The 16,424-nt window shown below is 45.6% G+C and carries 13 protein-coding genes and 1 pseudogene; 5 read left to right on the top strand and 9 right to left on the bottom strand.

Annotated features, from left to right (window positions below; genetic code table 11):
• Nucleotides 1-4 precede the first annotated feature (4 nt).
• A complete protein-coding gene (locus D3P07_RS19805; protein ID WP_119801977.1) occupies nt 5-952 on the bottom strand; it encodes a helix-turn-helix transcriptional regulator in 948 nt (315 codons plus the stop codon).
• 324 nt (nt 953-1,276) lie between these two features.
• On the opposite strand from D3P07_RS19805, the gene D3P07_RS19810 reads away from it, so the two are divergent.
• A complete protein-coding gene (locus D3P07_RS19810; RefSeq protein ID WP_259391604.1) occupies nt 1,277-2,083 on the top strand; it encodes an AAC(3) family N-acetyltransferase in 807 nt (268 codons plus the stop codon).
• A gap of 113 nt (nt 2,084-2,196) precedes the next feature.
• On the opposite strand, the gene D3P07_RS19815 is transcribed toward D3P07_RS19810, so the two are convergent.
• From D3P07_RS19815 to D3P07_RS19830, 4 genes and pseudogenes are all read right to left on the bottom strand, one after another.
• Nucleotides 2,197-4,329 (bottom strand): sensor domain-containing diguanylate cyclase, encoded by a 2,133-nt coding sequence (locus tag D3P07_RS19815; protein ID WP_182914418.1) that lies wholly within the window; start codon nt 4,327-4,329, stop codon nt 2,197-2,199.
• A 297-nt stretch (nt 4,330-4,626) separates the two neighbouring features.
• Nucleotides 4,627-5,232 carry a hypothetical protein gene (locus tag D3P07_RS19820; RefSeq protein ID WP_119801979.1) on the bottom strand — a complete coding sequence of 202 codons (606 nt, stop codon included), beginning with the start codon at nt 5,230-5,232 and terminating at the stop codon, nt 4,627-4,629.
• Nucleotides 5,233-5,600: 368 nt separating this feature from the next.
• Nucleotides 5,601-5,738 (bottom strand): annotated as a pseudogene (locus D3P07_RS27920) (DUF402 domain-containing protein); the annotation flags it as partial.
• A 191-nt stretch (nt 5,739-5,929) separates the two neighbouring features.
• On the bottom strand, nt 5,930-6,898 hold the full coding sequence (locus D3P07_RS19830; RefSeq protein WP_259391605.1) for a helix-turn-helix transcriptional regulator: 969 nt from the start codon (nt 6,896-6,898) through the stop codon (nt 5,930-5,932).
• Nucleotides 6,899-6,980: 82 nt separating this feature from the next.
• Here D3P07_RS19830 and D3P07_RS19835 point away from each other — a divergent pair, with 82 nt between their 5' ends.
• The gene (locus D3P07_RS19835; RefSeq protein WP_119801982.1) at nt 6,981-7,460 is read left to right on the top strand and encodes a hypothetical protein; all 480 of its coding nucleotides are present in this window, start codon (nt 6,981-6,983) and stop codon (nt 7,458-7,460) included.
• Nucleotides 7,461-7,484: 24 nt separating this feature from the next.
• Complete coding sequence (locus D3P07_RS19840) at nt 7,485-7,961, top strand: GyrI-like domain-containing protein (protein ID WP_119801983.1); 477 nt, start codon at nt 7,485-7,487, stop codon at nt 7,959-7,961.
• Between the two features lie 166 nt (nt 7,962-8,127).
• Here D3P07_RS19840 and D3P07_RS19845 read toward each other — a convergent pair whose 3' ends face one another.
• Nucleotides 8,128-10,677, bottom strand: a complete 2,550-nt coding sequence (locus tag D3P07_RS19845; protein ID WP_182914419.1) for a right-handed parallel beta-helix repeat-containing protein — start codon at nt 10,675-10,677, stop codon at nt 8,128-8,130.
• 390 nt (nt 10,678-11,067) lie between these two features.
• Complete coding sequence (locus D3P07_RS19850; protein ID WP_119801985.1) at nt 11,068-12,330, bottom strand: MFS transporter; 1,263 nt, start codon at nt 12,328-12,330, stop codon at nt 11,068-11,070.
• A gap of 134 nt (nt 12,331-12,464) precedes the next feature.
• On the opposite strand from D3P07_RS19850, the gene D3P07_RS19855 reads away from it, so the two are divergent.
• On the top strand, nt 12,465-13,067 hold the full coding sequence (locus D3P07_RS19855) for a TetR/AcrR family transcriptional regulator (RefSeq protein ID WP_119801986.1): 603 nt from the start codon (nt 12,465-12,467) through the stop codon (nt 13,065-13,067).
• Nucleotides 13,068-13,408: 341 nt separating this feature from the next.
• Here D3P07_RS19855 and D3P07_RS19860 read toward each other — a convergent pair whose 3' ends face one another.
• Entirely contained in the window at nt 13,409-14,089 is a 681-nt protein-coding gene (locus tag D3P07_RS19860) for a TetR/AcrR family transcriptional regulator (RefSeq protein WP_119801987.1), read from the bottom strand.
• 131 nt (nt 14,090-14,220) lie between these two features.
• Between D3P07_RS19860 and D3P07_RS19865 the strand changes: the two genes are divergently transcribed.
• Nucleotides 14,221-15,582, top strand: coding sequence for an MATE family efflux transporter (locus tag D3P07_RS19865; RefSeq protein ID WP_119801988.1), 1,362 nt, complete (start codon nt 14,221-14,223; stop codon nt 15,580-15,582).
• A 252-nt stretch (nt 15,583-15,834) separates the two neighbouring features.
• On the opposite strand, the gene D3P07_RS19870 is transcribed toward D3P07_RS19865, so the two are convergent.
• Entirely contained in the window at nt 15,835-16,290 is a 456-nt protein-coding gene (locus D3P07_RS19870; RefSeq protein ID WP_119801989.1) for a DinB family protein, read from the bottom strand.
• Nucleotides 16,291-16,424: the final 134 nt, after the last annotated feature.

The raw sequence follows: 16,424 nt of genomic DNA on the forward strand, positions 1-16,424 counted from the left end.
TCTGTCAGTAGTGTTCAAGCATCTTTTCAATTTCCTCACACATTCGTTCCCGCAGCGATTCCGGCTCCAGCACCCGCACCGCTGCGCCCCAGCCGAGCGTCCATTGCAGCAGCTCCTCGATCCGCCGGACGCGGAACGTTGCCAGCCAGCCTTCCTCTCCTGGTTCGAACGATTCCATATAGAAGTTGTCCGCTTCCTGAATCCGGTCCGCGACAGCCGAGTCGACCAGCATCCGCACGATCACGTTACGATCGTCTACGGACTTGTGGTCCTGAAGGTGAAAGCCGGGAAGGAACTCAAACGATTCTTCCAGTACAACCAGCTCATTCATGCGGGATAACCGAAAGTGTCGAATGTCGCGCCTCAGTCCGCAGAACGCGATAAGCACCCACGCCCCCTGGGCTAAAACGAGCCCGTAAGGGTCAACCGTACGCTCACTATGACGATTTCCATCCGATTCCGGCATGTTTTTGGAATAGCGGAAATGGATTCTGCGCTTCTGTAGAATCGCCCGGCGCAACTGCTCGAACGTTTCTTTTTCCTGCCCGCGCGTTCTTGCCGCCCTTTCGTTCAGAAGCCGGATCACCGACCGCACCCTAGCTGTCTCCTCGCGCACGTTCTCCGGCAAAATCGCCTCGATCTTCTCCTGCGAGTTACGGGCCTTCGCGCCGTACTCAGCGTCTAGCCTCAATTCGACGAAGTCCGCCCCGATGAGCAGCGACACCGCTTCCTCCGCCGTGAAGCTGACCGGAGGGAGGAAGTAACCCTCCATTAGGGAGTAACCTGCGCCCGGCTCACCCGCCACAGGTACTCCCGCCTCGCTAAGCGCTTGCATGTCACGGTAAATCGTGCGGATACTCGTCTCGAACCGGGCAGCCAAATCCTCAGCACGCAGCATGCCTTTACGCTGTAACTCGATGACGATGGCCAACATCCGATCGGTTTTGTTCACAAACCATCCTCTTCCTTTCCTTCACGTGCACTAACGGAGCCTCTCCGTTCGTTAAGAGCAGGGTAACTGTCATCTTACGAATACCGCACCGCTCCATGATATCAGATAGAGAAGCTCCGTTTAAATCCATTTGTATTAAACAAGGCCGCCTCCCTACAACAAAGGAAAAGCTATTGCCGCATAGAAGAAGGATTGGTACAATATAGAGAGTAATGAAATTTCAGGGCACTGCTCCGCTAGCACTGGCTAGAGACAACCCCGCTACTTGTAGCCGGGTTGTTTTTTTATTTTTGATATTAAAATGACAAGGTGGAGATTCCGATTATGATCACGAAGGAAACAAGAGCCATCCTTACCAAAGAAGATCTCATCGACAAGTTCAAAGGTTGCGGACTCATGGAAGGACAAACCGTTATGGTCCATACTTCGTTAAGCAAGCTTGGTTTTGTTGTAGGCGGGGCCGAGACGTTCATTCGATCCCTTCTTGAAATCGTCGGAGCAGAGGGAACCCTGATCATGCCATCCCAAACGTGGAAAAATCTCGACCCTGCCGCAGGCGTGCACTGGGAGGAGCCCGTAGAGTGGTGGCCTGCCATTAGAGAACACTGGCCCGCTTATGACAAGGAGGTTACCCCGGCAATCGGCATGGGTGTCGTAGCCGAGATGTTCCGCAAGTGGCCGGGAGCCAAGAGGTCCAACCATCCTGCGCGTTCCATAGCGGCAGTGGGCAAGCATGCGTCATATCTAACGGAAAATCATGATTTAAGCCATATTTTTGGAGAAGGCTCCCCGCTCGACAAGCTGTACCAGTTAAATGGTTACGTGCTTTTGGTTGGTGTCGGCTACGACAAAAACACGTCGCTGCACTTGGCGGAAACAAGAGCGAATTTCCCTGGCAAGTCGTTCTCCGAGGAAAGCAGCGCCATGATGATTAACGGCAAGCGCGAATGGGTTACTTACAAGACGCAAGCCGTGGACGACGAGGATTTTATTCAACTGGGGCAGGAATACGATAACGAAAGCAAAGTGAAGATTCATCAAGTCGGAAACGCCGATGTCCGGTTCTTAGCACAACGACCGTTGGTCGACTGGGCTACAGCATGGATGGAGCGCAACAGGGTGTCGCCTTAACCGGTTTAATCCTCCAAATCCTTTAAAGGGGATTTGGCTTGATTATTCCATTGCCGGAATCATTGTCATCCTTTATCAACAAACAAGATGAAGGGCACTCTAATCAGAGTGCCCTATCTAACGCCCATATCTTCTTCTTGATATACAAATACGTTATTCTTTCCTGAGTGTTTCGCTTTGAATAATTCTTTATCCGCATAATTAATCATTTGCTCTAAAGGATATTTTTTTGTATTTAGGTTGGCTCCCCCTATACTTACGGTAATAGGAATGGAAATTCCTAGAGCTGATGTTATCACTTCCTTCTCCACATTTTTTCGGATCCTCTCTGCTTTTTGCATACATTGCTTCAACGTTTCATCGGGAATTGCCACCATAAACTCTTCTCCGCCATATCTGCCTACCCGATCCTTTTCTCCTATACTAGCTTGTATCAGATCTGCCACACGCTCTAGCACCCTATCTCCTTCCTGATGCCCGTAAACATCATTTGTCCCCTTAAAATTATCCACATCAATCATCAGGATACATAGTGTTCTATTTGCATTATTGCTTTCTTTAAGCTGCTCATACATTTGGGTTGTTTCTTCGAATAACTCTTTACGATTAATGACTTTGGTTAATGCATCATACTTGGATGTATATTCAACTTCCCTATATAGTCTAGCATTCTCTAACCCAATTCCCAGATAATTAGAAAGGGTCTTTAATGTACTCAGGTCTTTTAAGTTAAAAAACTCTTTCTCATAAGCTTGCGTACTTATCACACCTATTACCTTATCTTGCATAACGATAGGTACAAATATAAGAGAGTAAGGTATTGTCTCTACGACATACTCCTGTTTCTTCCTTACCTTCTCTAAGTATTCCTTAAAATCTTCAAAATAACGGCTATATTCCTGTTCAATATCATGAATAAGGATATCCTGCTTGTGCTTGACACTATATGCCCAAAAGCTATCCTCTAATATAGACATAGGCCCTATGACCAAACGTTGTCCCTTTTCGATAGACAACTCATTGTAAAGAATCCCTTCCTCCTCGTTATAAATGCCAATTTGAATAATATCCGCCTGGATCAAATTCTGTATTTCTTTCGCAACAATAGTAAAGATACTTTCCTTGTCCAAGTTGGACAGGATATTCTGACCCACACCGTTCAATGCTTCCGTTTGATTATACAGAAACTTGTAGATTTTCCCCTCTTCCTCTTCTCTTTTTCGATTCAGCATTTCCATACTCTCAGCACTTCGAATAGCCTGCATTTGTTTTTCTAATTCCATATGTTTTTCTAGATACGCATAGGCTTGTTCATAATTTCCCAGTCCTTTAAAGCCTTTGCTCATATTCAAATAAACTCTATTTAAATTCCTTATGGATTTGGCATTGTCTATCTCTTCTTCTACGTGTTGCAGCTTATCAACCGTTTCCTTATAGCGGCCTTGTACCAAATCTAGCTCTGCCCAGTACAATAGTGCGTCTTGAAGATACAGCTGCGCCCCTCCCGCTTTCGCCAATTCTACACTCTTGATGAAGTATTCTTCTGCTGTACCGTAGCACCCTTTAGTCGCGTAAATATGAGCCATTTCCTTTAATACATTGGGCACCATTTTGGGAATGTATTCTTCTGCTAACTCCAGCGCCTTCGTGATATACACGATCGCCTGATCTGAATCGCCCAAATGGTTGCAGCATTCTGCTTGATTCGTGTAACAGGCCACTTTAAAAGCATTGCTATAGACACGTGGTATGTTTACAATCTGATCTAATAGCTCTTTTGCCTTTTCATGCTCATCGATTTCCATATACAGCGCTGCGAGGTTCCCTTTGATTTGAGTGAGCCGCTCATAGTTACTCACTTTTTCTGCTAGTTCTATGCCTTCCATGCCATGCTCAATAGCTTGCGTAAGTTTTTGCTGAACCGAGTAACCGCTTACAAAAGCGCTGCAAGTGGCCAAATGGCCATCGTTATTGTTATTTTCTTTAAAAATAAGGTAAGCCTCTTCAAAAAGTGCGGTCGCCGCTTTAAAGTCTGTGGAATCAAAGTATAACCAGCCTTTATTATAAAGGATCCATGGGTAAGCACAGGTTAACATATTATTTTCTCTTGCAAATTTAGTAGCTGCTTCGTAGGCTTCTAATGCAATTTTAGATTCCGTTCCTCTTATTTTTTCACATATTTTGATGATGTAGTTTTCATCATCCTTCAACTTGCCCAGTTCTTTGTTTAACTCCTCCAGCAACATGTCATATTCACCTAGTTTCTCAATTGTAGTAATCTTGAAATCGTAGTAGGCAACTTTACTCATTGGGTGCAACGAGGAGATACTAGATACTAATAAAAGATGGCATTAAATATCATTGACTTCGTTCACTCTATTATAATGAATAATTGGGAAGTGTTATAGTGTTTTTGCTGTAGGAGAAGACGAACACCACTTTTTACAATGAGGAATATATAAATGGATAGGCACTTATCCCAATCATGCTTATTCTGGTAAAGATTACAGGCCTTCCAAGCAGATCAATGATTGAATATAATGTTATCGGATGTTCCATTCTTCTAATGAGAATACCCTCAAAACTTCTTTGTCCAACTTTTCCTCCAAAAGCTTCTCTAGAGGTTCACGACTTGGATCTATACCTATTTCTTCCATGACTTTTTTGATACTATCTTTAAATTGGTCTTTTATAATTGCAGATGCTATGTATTTACTATTAGTTTCGTTAATCTGTATTTCTTCTCCGTTTCTTTTAATCAATATCGCCTCATATTGTTGATTACCCCAAATATTAATATATACTCCGAACCGATAACTAAGTGGTTTCATCATCCAATTCATTTTAAGTTTGTTCATATCTTGTCGTTTATCATTGCAATTTTTCTTAGCCTCAACGACCAATAAATTGAATTTATTTGTTCTTCTTTTATGAAAAATGATATCCGGTCTTTTATTTTCGTAATTTCGTTTTGCTACATCCACTTCATTATTTAACCAAAAAATATACTTACTAAGTTCGTTGCATAAGTGATGTGTCAAATTCCATTCTGTCATGCCTGTTTGACTTGTATAATCAAAGAAATCATTTTCATTTTTAAAAAAGTTTTGAATGGATGAATAAATGATGTTCTTTATTAGGTTTTCCATTCCTTTCACTCCTTTATGGAATATCCGCTACCATTTTAATCATGAACTTCATGAGTACCTATGTTAAAACCTCGTGTCTCAATTACTAATGCATATTATACTACGGCTTAGAAAATAGTGGACGGAATACTAGTCAGAACAAACTAAATACCCCTAAACCTAAAGGTCGTAGAGGTTAAATCCTTTCCATTCCACAGGCCTGCCAACCTTACCCGGCGTACCAATCACCCCCATTTTTCGCCGTCACTTATGGCACTGCTCCTCATCTATATCATTACTTTGAGTGTTTGATAATCTCTTTTCCATCTATGAATTAAACTATTTCTGTTTTCCATTAGTATCGTTCTAATTATCTCTTTTTCCCTAACGGCTAGGTCATACTGTTCTACTGATATCACCTTGTCATTCTTGGCTGCCAATAGCTCATCCTCATCTAAAATATATACTTCATTATTGGGCAGCAGTATTACATCTATATACAGATCATCAAAGTATGGTACTCCTTTATTACGGTTGTCAACATATGATGTCCTTCATCAGGAAAATGTTCAAGCCATGTATATTGATCATCAATAATTTGAGGACTAGCGGATTATAAGCTGATTAATTTCCAAATCGTCCTCGATAACTAAAGTTCATGATGGAGTCATACAGATACTTCCCTTTGGAGCCTGTTCGTTGCCGGATCGGATAGAATTCAAGGAAATTTTAATTTTACTAAACGCTCTTCCAAAACCATGCGCAGTTCATCAGGAATCCGCTCAAACTCGACCCCTTTCCCCAAAAACAAAAGCCAATCCGCGTAATACGCCAGCGCCTCAACATCGGACACATCCAATTGAACATTAAAAATCCCGCTCGACTGGAACATCCCGGTAAGGGACAAAATAATCCCCGGCGGGTGCATACGCTTAAAGCGCCGAATCCCGGTCGCATCCAGCTTCACAACAAGATTTGACTCCCGTGCGCGAAGCAGTTTTTTATTTATAATCTCTTGCTCAGACCATTTCATCTTCTGCTCGGAAATTGCCGAATCCCGTAGCATCTCAACAGGTAAATAATGAAACTCATCCTTATCAAAATCATAAACCTCGGCAAGCCACTGAGCGTTCGAGTTGAAAATATGCAGTAAAAAAACGTCCATCAACTGCGGCCAGCCAGGACTCAGCTCATAAGTCAAACGCAAGTGCTTATCCCGCACAGCAAGCGAAATCAGCTGGTTCAGCTCCGGAGGCGCCGCATCATCCAGCTCCAGAAGATTCGGATTGGCAGGATTCGTATTTTCAAAAAGCACGATATGATTCAGCTCGATCAGCTCGTCTTGCTGGGTTTGCGACGCGATGCCAATCAGTTTTTCAGTGATAGAGCGGCGATTTTGCAGATAAGGCAGTTGCGAATTTTTCGAGGCGATAAAGCTGATAAAAATCGCCTTCAGCTCTTCTGGCGTGAAGCGAACGGCGGGCAGATACTGGTTTTGCAAGACATGGTAGCCACCACCGCGCCCAAGTTCAGTCGTCAGCGGAAAACCCAACGCCTGAATCTCGTTAATGTCGCGAATCGCCGTCGCGCGGGAAATCTTGAACTCCCGCTGAATCTCGGCAATTGTAAAATGCGCGCGGTTATTGATGTAGCGCATGATTAGGTTAATTCGTTCTGTTTTTTTCATGGTCCATAAATAGTATCATTTTTCGATACATTTGACCAATAGAATCAATCTTGTAAAATAAAACCTCAAAGGAGCGAATAAAATGACTAACTACTCCATCCAAACCATCTCAGAAAACTACAAAATGACTGCTTTCGGTGTTACACTAGAGGACTACAACGATTGGGCAGGTAATGCGGCAAAAACTGCAGCGAAAAAAGCTGAAATCACTGAAAACGGCAAGCTTGCTGAACTTCTCGCGCTCGCCGACGGGCAAGAATATCAAATCAACTACAACCTCAGCGGCAAGGCTTGGCGGGGCTTCGGCGTGATGGGTGAGTTCGACGTGGAAGGCGCGGTCTTCCTCGATTTCCTTGCCGGCGACTACCTCGTCGTGCCTGGCACAGGCGCTGACAAAGACTGTCTCGCTGACGAAATCACAGGCAAAGTTTTCGGCGGTATGTTGCAACAAATCACAGACTACAAATACGTGGGTCCGGGTAACTCCACCTTCGTCAAAGCAGCTGAAAATGGCGAGTTTTACGGCGAAATGTGGCTTCGTGTAAAAAAAGTCGAAGGCTAATCTCTCGAATAAAGGAGCGCTCGCATGACAGATTACACGCTTGAACACAAAAAATCATTCACATTGACCGCATATGGGTTCTCAATCCGGTCGAACTTCCAAGACATGTCGGCTTTGCAAAAGGAAAAAGCCGAGTTTTGGGGCAGACTCAAGGCTGATGGACGTTTTGACAAGCTCAAAGACGCCGCAAAAAACGATCGTGAATGGTCGGTCAACGAGGTTTATCAAGGCAAACCGTGGAATTATTTCGCAGTAGAGGCTGGGAAATCCGTGGTTGACGCAACGCGCATCATCGAGTTTCCAGAGAGTGAGTACATCGTGGTCGCAGGAAACGGGGAGAAGGAAGCTTTGTTTGATCAGCTGACTTACCTTGCTTTTGGCGAAGTTTTGCCCCAAATCACGGATTATGCATACATCGGCGGTCCAAATGCAACTTATCGCAAAGATTACGGTGACGGTACTTTCTACGGCGAATTTTGGGTGCCTGTGGTTAAAAAATAAGGATTCGGAGTTTTCAAGTTAAGCACTAAACTATTTGTGATACGGTTCACGTATATATAAGGGGCGCCGCTGTAGGACGCCCTTTATCGATATATGTGTTTGCTGTCATGACCAATTCTATCTACTCTTTGACAGCGGGCAAATGAAAGGAGAATCTCCTGCCGACTTAGTTCGCGTCGGCAATGACGATCTCATCCAGGTAAAGACTGTCACCCGGGACTCCTGACGGGTTATAGATCTCAAGATAGACGTTTGCAGTTCCGTTCGGCGCGGCAATGTTAGCGACAGCCTGCTGCCAGTTAGCCGACAAACCGCTCAGCGGCACAAGATCGGTTTGCAGAACCGTCTGGCTGCTATCGACCCATTTCACTCGTAACGTCACTTCGAAGATAGAACCGGCACCTTGCTTGGCCCAATAACTCACCCGCTTATTACCTGCGCTTGCTTCAAATCCGGGCCAATTAGCGGTCTGTATGCCCCAACCCCACGGATCCGTTACGTCTGCTTGAAGGCTGCCGCTCCCACGGTGTGCTTCGTTCGTCGATGCCGTTACCGCAGCCGAATACCAGGATTGCCACTGACCGGCCGAGCTTTCGCCGCCGGCTGTATCGGCATCAATCGCATTCGGCGCGTCGCCTACGACCATGTCATCCAAGTAAAAGTAATCTCCCGGGTTTCCTAATCCGTTAAGCGATACAAGCGCGGTTGCCGCTCCTTCAGGCGCATCGACCACTGCAGAGGCATTCTGCCACGCGGTCGTCAGCACAGGCAATACCACTTCGTTCGTTTGCAGAACAGCATGGCTGTCATCCAGCCATTTGACCATCATCTTGGGTTGTATGCTGGTCCCCGATCCAAGCTTGCCCCAGAAGCTGATTTTCTTCACTCCCGCTGTCGTGGCAAACCCGGGCCAGTTGGCGGTCTGTACTCCCCAGCCCCAAGGGTCGGTAATATCGACGCGAAGACTGTGCGTTCCGTTATGCGCCTCTTCCGCAGACTGCGAGATATTCCCGGAATACCAGTTCTGCCACAGTCCGATAGATTCCTCAAGACCAGCCGTGTCTGCGTCCAGATCGTTCGCGGCAGCCGCTGGCGGCGGCGTGCCTCCATTCGATCCGCCAGCTGATCCGCCATTGTCGGGATCGCCGGTGAACGTGCTGTTCGCATCTTGGTTGAACGACGCAGATCTCCATGCGTTGAACGAAACGGTCTCCCCGTATCCCTTGGCAAAGCGCCAGTCGCCGAAGTATTGATTATCATGGAAGCTGTTGTTGTTTTCGAACATCACGTCATGTTGAATACCGGCAACGGTATAGGGCGACCAGGGCATATTATCGGCACCTGTTGCAATTAAAGCTTGAACGCCGCAATAAGTGCCTGCACATGGTACAACTTGATCATCATAATGAAACTCGTTGTCAAAGACCTCAATATTATTGGCATGCCAGCGGCAGTCGGTCGTGTACGGTTCGCCCGCAATGTCGGTATAGCAAGGATGCGTATCGCTGATCGGATTCGGATAATCGTAGTTGCGTTGCTCAGCGTCTATAAGCGTTGGCGTCACGAACGGCGTACAGTACCCCTTGCTTGTATTGCCGTTCGAGTTGCAGAATCGGTTGGCATTTTCATAGATGGATACGCCCGAGAAATTATCGACGAATGAATTGTTATAAATGCGGATCTTGGGAGCTCCGCTTACTGTCGAAGCAAGACGGGAATCGCCGCCGGATTCGGATAGATAAATGGCGGGACCGGGCGAGCCTTGATTGTTATTGCCGCTTACCCAAGCGTTGCGGCTGATCCAGTTATTGCGGATCGTAGCGTTGTAACTAATTTCGTACCAAATGCCCTCGCCGTCGTTATGATCAATATAATTGCCCTCAATCAGGAAATCGATATTATTCGTATCTGCCCACAAGCCGGTTCCTTTGTTATCGTGTATATAATTGTTAGTGACCGTGGCGCCATTGACATCCCAAAACTTGCCCCCACCCGTACAGCCGCAGCCGGGATACTGAGCTTCCCAGTTATCCGTATTGTTGCCTGCAACCTCGTTATGATCAAGGACGATATTTTTAATGGCCGAGTCGCCTTCAATCGGCGGTTTAAACATACTAAAGCCATATTGTCCGTTGTCCTTCAGGCAGTTGTAGCTGACTACATTATCGGTGCCTAGAAATACCCCTGCACCGTCATTGCCGGAAATCGTGTTATATTGAATAGTCCATCCTGTGCCGGAGTCATGGTTAACAACGCCTTCATTATGATTGTCGTTGCCTCGGCCGAAGTTTTTGATGGTGAGGTACTTGATGGTTACGTTCGGCACGTCGCCTGTGAAAGCATACAAATTAATATTCCGGCCATCGAGAACGGCACCCGGAGCGCCAATATAGGTCGTGTTGGCTGTTGCGATAATCTGACCATAAATATCATCCGCAAGCGTGTGAGTCCCGGTCTCGAACCAGAACGTCGCCCCCGGCCGATTGAAATTGAAGCTGCTGTTGTCCCCTGCAGGCACGATCACAGCCCCATCGGGAGCAACGCTTGGACCGCTTAATAATCTCGAGTCGCTGCATACAGCCGCTGGCGGAGAAGTCGGCCAAGAATCATCCGCATAGGCATCATTGACGAAGGATGGCACAGTGGTTCCAGCGATAAGAAGGGTCAATAGCACGACAATGAACTTCGTTCTGTGACGATGACGAATGGCTTGCATTTGGCACTCTACCTTTCTTGGTGGCATTTTCCTTTCATAGTGACTTTCTTTGATACAATACGTCAATGATTATAAAGCCTCGTTCGTTCTGTGGGTATATTGGCCTATTAGCTAACTGCGCAGTCACCAATCGTGACCAGGCCATAAAGAAATGCTTGGAAAAGGGATTAATCTCGTAGCAATAAAAAATCGATACGGTTCAACGCAACATGCTAATGGAATTTCTATCATGATATAAATACACAATCAAAACCCTCATTGGAAGAGGGTTTTGATTGTGGTTAAGTCATAAGAACCGCTCTTACACTCCACATCTGACGAGTGCCGAGCATAGCGATGGCAAGCTCTTCCCTTTTTAGGTGAAGAGCTTGCCTTTTCTCATACACTAAGTTAAAGTGCCCCGCTTACTGCAACCTTCTTATTTTGAATGCTAAGACCCCTTCTATGTGTCATGAATAATACAAAGTATCCCAGTGTGACAAGGATACAAATCATGATGTCAACAAGGATCAAATTCTGATAATTCCGGAAATAATCGAAGGAAAAACCTCCAATTAATGCACCCGCAATGCCACCGCCCTGGTGGAAGAACAGCAATATACCGGTATGTTTTCCTTTTCCGTTTGCAAATTCATTGATGACAAGAATTCCCCCCGGCACTGCGCTTAAGTAGGTCATTCCGAACGCTATCGCAAAAACAATAGGTGAACTTCCCAAGTGCATAAAGAGGAAAACAAAGCCCAGTATACGTATACCATACAACATAGACATCATCATTAATTTATTATATCGGTCCAGAAAATAGCCGCAAATGAGTGATCCTGTAATTTCCATAATGCCAAGTATGCTCATAGATAGGGCGATCATGCTTGGTGACACATCTGCCAGCTGATGTATGGCTACTAAATTCATTTCGACGGATCCCATATTGACTCCGCAGGTGAAAAGCGCAATTGCGACCACAACAAAGATAGGAAGATGAATGAATTTTTTGGAGGATGGAGTTACTGTAAGAGGCGTATCAGGCTCTTCAACTGCAATTGAATGATCCGATTGGGGTTTCTCCATACCTTTCTGTTGCCGGCTCTTAATTCCTAGCCAAATTACAGGCAATGTCACAAAAATGCCTAGGGCAAAGGAAGCCATAAAGGCATCCTTCCAAGTCAGCCAACCAACGGATACGAAAATTGGCGTAATAATCGCTAACCCTACAGAGGATGCGCTCGCCAACAACGACATTGCTTTAGCTCGGTGATGCTTAAACCATTCTAACATCAATATATAGCTCGTCGTTGCCCCAATGCCAGCTAATCCAGAGATAACGCCATATCCAATAAAAAAGACGATAGGATCGTTCCCTAACAAGACAACGCCAGTGCCTATCGTACTCAGGATTGCACTTAAAAAAAGCACCTGCTTTGTGCCGTAACGATCGGCAAGCCAGCCTCCCAAAAGCGCGCATATAGCTGTTATAAATAAGTTGGTTGACCATGCCATTGAAATAAATCCCCTGCTAATCAGTAAATCCTCCGATATTTGCACCTGAAAAAAAGCCATGCTAAATCGGGTCAAGGCGCCAATAAATCCAACAATCCAGAGAGAACCCAATCCAATCCAAGCATGCTTGGATTCCTTAAACCATGTCGCGCCCACTCTTATCCCCCCTGTCGTTCAAAAAAAGATACCGATCGGTATCTTCAATATTAACATAGATGCATTGTTTTGCAAGAGTGGAAATTCATTTGATATACTACGTGTACAAATAGAATTAAATGAGGGGGATGACGATGGAGAAAGGCGAAAAAACTCGTGAATTTATTATAACTAAGGCCGCTGAACTTTTTAACCAAAAAGGATATTCGGGTTCATCCTTATCCGATATAACAGAGTTGACAGGCATCAAAAAAGGCGGCATCTACCGCCATTTTTCCAGTAAAGACGAAATTGCATATGAAGCTTTTAGCTATGCCGGCCATATTGTAGGAGCCCAGCTTGCTCAAGCAATCAGTCAACAAGAAACGGCCTCTGGCAAGCTGCTGGCCTATTTGCGCGTATACGAGAAAGTAGTGGAAGCGCCGCCCTTCATCGGAGGTTGTCCGCTTCTGAACACAGCTATTGATAGCGACGACAGTCATCCAGGCTTACGTGAAAGAGCCAAGCAAGCCCTAATAGACACGCTGGAATCCAAAAAGAAAATCATTTCCCAAGGCTTGCAAAGCGGTGAATTTAAAGAAGACCTCGATATAGAGGAACTGGCTACCTTCTCGCTTTCCATCATGGAGGGCGGTATCATGATGAGCAAGCTCGAAGGCAATAATCGGCATATGCGGATGAATATCAAGAGCTTTGCTGCTTATCTAGAAAATGTGTGCCTCCGTGAACCTCGTTAGGTCCTTCCATAATAAGTCCTGCCCTTATGACGGCTGCATTTATTTACTATACATCCTCGTCTACTCGCCGCTAAATGTACGTTACCATAACAAAAGCCCTCAGAGTGATGGAGGGCTTTTGAGTAAGCTTCTATATGTTAGAACAGTATTCTTTGTCCTTTAAAATCTAATTCCTATATAATTGTTTATATTTATTCGTAGGTTTAATTGACCAATGAGACAGATCGGCATACTTACGTTTCATTCTTCACTTCGCCCCTTTAGGATTGTCTCCTGATATACAGCGCAAGAATTTCGGAAATGCCCACATCCATAGTACAAGACGCGCAGCTATTTATATCCTATTTCTCTTGCTCCTTTATCACCTGCTCAATCCCCGACAGAATCAGCTTCAAGCCGAACTCAAACGCCACATCGGTCCCCATCAGCTCGAACAAGCCGTTATTGAACATCCTCCGAAACAGGCCCGCTTCCGTCTCGCTCATGGAGTCCAGCAGGCGGATCATCTCTTCACCCGAAAGCACGCCCTGTTCTTTAAGGATAGTGGATACATTGCGCTGATGCTGGTAATCGTCCAGAACAAAGTAGAAGACATAATTCAAAAGCGTAAGAACCGCCTGAAATTTCTGATCCTGCTCAAGTGGAGTCGATTCCACGCAGAGCAGCGTACGGTTGGTGAACCGGATATAATCCGGCTCGTGGGGCAGCGTCATCATCATAAGCTGCGTGGAGCAGGGGTACCGGCAAAGCACACGCCGTACCGTCTCCGCAAGCCCTGCCAACTGCTCCTTCCAGTCCCCATCGGAGTGGAACTCCTCCACAATCATTTTCGATACCTGGTTGGCCAGACGCTGGTAGAGATCTTGCTTGCTCTTGAAGTACCAGTATAGAGAGGGAGCCTGAATTCCCAGCCGATCGGCCAATCGTCTCATACTGAATTTCTCTATTCCTTCCTCCCCCAGAAGCTCCCAAGAAGCTTCTAGAATCATTTCCTCCGAAATCTGAGGCTGCTGTTTTTTCATCCGTATCCGCCCTTTTATCTAACAGTGTAAGATTGTTGTTTACAGGTTCATAGGTTCATGATATCATCTAACACTGTAAGGTTCAATCTAACACCGTTAGATAAAACAAAATGAAGAAAGAAGTGACCCGCATGGATGCAGAAAACCTTCATTACTTTGAAAAAGCTCCGGTCGCAAAAGCCGTAGCCCACTTCGCTGTACCGATGATGCTAGGCACGTCAATGAGTGTCATCTATTCCATCTTGAATGCCTTTTTCCTTGGTACACTAGGTAATACAGCCATGTTAACCGCACTTGCACTAACCTTGCCGTTATTCGCGGCCATTATGGCACTAGGAAACTTAATTGGCATTGGCAGCGGTACATTTATCTCTCGTTTGCTTGGGGAGAAACAATATAATGTTGCAAAGCATGTGTCATCATTCGCCTTTTACAGCAGTTTGGTTCTCGGTCTTATTGTGATGGCCGTCGGCCTCCCGTTGATCGATCCAATCGTTCATGGCTTAGGGGCAACTTCTGACTCCTTCGGATTCACGAAAGACTATGTCACGGTTATGCTTTTGGGCTCGCCATTCGTCGTTCTATTCTTCACGCTGGAGAATATCGTTCGCTCGGAGGGTGCAGCAGTCACGTCGATGATCGGTATGATTCTCAGCGTTGTCGTGAATATTATTCTCGATGCGCTTGTCATCTTCGTCTTCCATTGGAGCGTAATTGGCGTTGCGTCCGCCACGGTCATTTCTAACTTGGTTGCGAGTGTTTTCTACGCCTTCCATATGAGACATAAAAGCCAATTCTTAACCATCTCCATAAAATGGTTCAAGGCAACCAAGAACATTCTGGGCAATGTGTTCAAAATCGGAGTTCCCGTCTTTGTCATGAGTATCTTCTTGGGTGCCATGTCGCTCATCCTTAACCATTTTCTTGTCGAGTATGGGGATCAGGCCGTTGCGGCTTACGGAATTTCATCACGTTTATTGCAATTCCCTGAGTTTATTCTGATGGGCTTATGCGAGGGAGTCGTGCCGTTGATCGCTTTCTCTTTTACAGCGAATAAATTACGTATGAAGAATACCATTGGATTTACGATCAAAGCGATTGTGGCGTTAGCAGTCGTATTTGGCATCATCGTCTATTTGATTTCCGACCACTTGATTGGTCTATTTACAACTGACCCTCAATTAATTGAAATGGGCAGCTACATTCTACATGTGACATTCTTATCCTTGTTCATTACAGGAATGACCACATTGTTTATCGGGATCTTCCAAGCAACAGGGCAAGGAACTGCCGCATTTATTATGTCAATTATTCAAGGAGCTACTTTGATTCCTGTGTTGTTCATCGCCAATCAAATGAACGGATTCCACGGGGTGATTTGGTCGCTCGTCATTGCGGATGCCGTCGCATTCCTTGTTGGTGCCATCATGCTGTATGTTTTGCGGAACAAATTGCAGCCTGCAGAAGTACTGACCCAAACTACTTCCAGCTAAACTAAAACCACCAATATCCTCCTGAAAAGGTGTTGGTGGTTTTTCGTTTTATTCAAGCATTTCTTTATTAATACGTATAATCTCTCAACGGCAGGCGCAACGTTACGAACCTTTCAATATCCGATTCTTTTTTCATAAATCTACACAGAAAGGTGCTGAAGTTATCGGCGGCTTTATGATTGATGATTCAACTATCGTTCTATGTTCGTTCAATGCCAATCCCATTCGGAGTAATGATGATTATTAAGCCTGTTAGAGCCTCGCGAACGTGATGTAATCGACTTGGACAGGCTCTGCCGATTCGATCCGAAGTGCCCGGTTGATCTGTCCCCGGTGATACTGCCCATGAAGGAGGACCTGCAACAGGATGTCCCGGACGGACGTTCGGAACGCCCCACCGCTTTGGTTCGCATAGTCGATCATCTCGTCCAATCCGGATTCCTCGAGCCCTTCGATATAGACGCGATATTGCTCGGCGTTTTCTTCGAACATCGTCCGGACCGGTGCCAGTTCTTCCGCCTCCTCCCACAACGAATATTGCGCGCTGCCCATGCCCTGCAATCGGGACATCCAGACTCGTTCCGCGACCGCGACGTGCCGGACCAGCTTCAGAATGTCCTTATTCTTCGTCTCACTCTCCTCGAGCGCGTCCAAGATGCGTCTGTCCGCCCAGTACATGTGGTCCATCATGCGCTTGATCGTCTTCATTTCGGTTTCCTCCTCTTCGTCTCATCAGTTACTTGAACCTGCCGTTATCCGTTAGCATGCCTATAAAAGGCCAAAATTCCCAATTAGTTGATACCAATTCTTGATTCCAATTCACTATAATCAAACACCTCCCA

Source organism: Paenibacillus sp. 1011MAR3C5 (assembly GCF_003591485.1).
Classification (GTDB): Bacteria; Bacillota; Bacilli; order Paenibacillales; family Paenibacillaceae; genus Pristimantibacillus.

Bases quoted from the DNA above. Each gene is read 5' to 3' on its own strand.
- D3P07_RS19810 (WP_259391604.1), top strand. From the start codon at position 1,277: ATGATCACGAAGGAAACAAGAGCCATCCTTACCAAAGAAGATCTCATC.
- D3P07_RS19830 (WP_259391605.1), bottom strand. From the start codon at position 6,898: ATGAAAAAAACAGAACGAATTAACCTAATCATGCGCTACATCAATAAC.
- D3P07_RS19840 (WP_119801983.1), top strand. From the start codon at position 7,485: ATGACAGATTACACGCTTGAACACAAAAAATCATTCACATTGACCGCA.
- D3P07_RS19820 (WP_119801979.1), bottom strand. From the start codon at position 5,232: ATGGAAAACCTAATAAAGAACATCATTTATTCATCCATTCAAAACTTT.
- D3P07_RS19860 (WP_119801987.1), bottom strand. From the start codon at position 14,089: ATGAAAAAACAGCAGCCTCAGATTTCGGAGGAAATGATTCTAGAAGCT.
- D3P07_RS19845 (WP_182914419.1), bottom strand. From the start codon at position 10,677: ATGCAAGCCATTCGTCATCGTCACAGAACGAAGTTCATTGTCGTGCTA.
- D3P07_RS19865 (WP_119801988.1), top strand. From the start codon at position 14,221: ATGGATGCAGAAAACCTTCATTACTTTGAAAAAGCTCCGGTCGCAAAA.
- D3P07_RS19835 (WP_119801982.1), top strand. From the start codon at position 6,981: ATGACTAACTACTCCATCCAAACCATCTCAGAAAACTACAAAATGACT.
- D3P07_RS19855 (WP_119801986.1), top strand. From the start codon at position 12,465: ATGGAGAAAGGCGAAAAAACTCGTGAATTTATTATAACTAAGGCCGCT.
- D3P07_RS19870 (WP_119801989.1), bottom strand. From the start codon at position 16,290: ATGAAGACGATCAAGCGCATGATGGACCACATGTACTGGGCGGACAGA.
- D3P07_RS19815 (WP_182914418.1), bottom strand. From the start codon at position 4,329: ATGTTGCTGGAGGAGTTAAACAAAGAACTGGGCAAGTTGAAGGATGAT.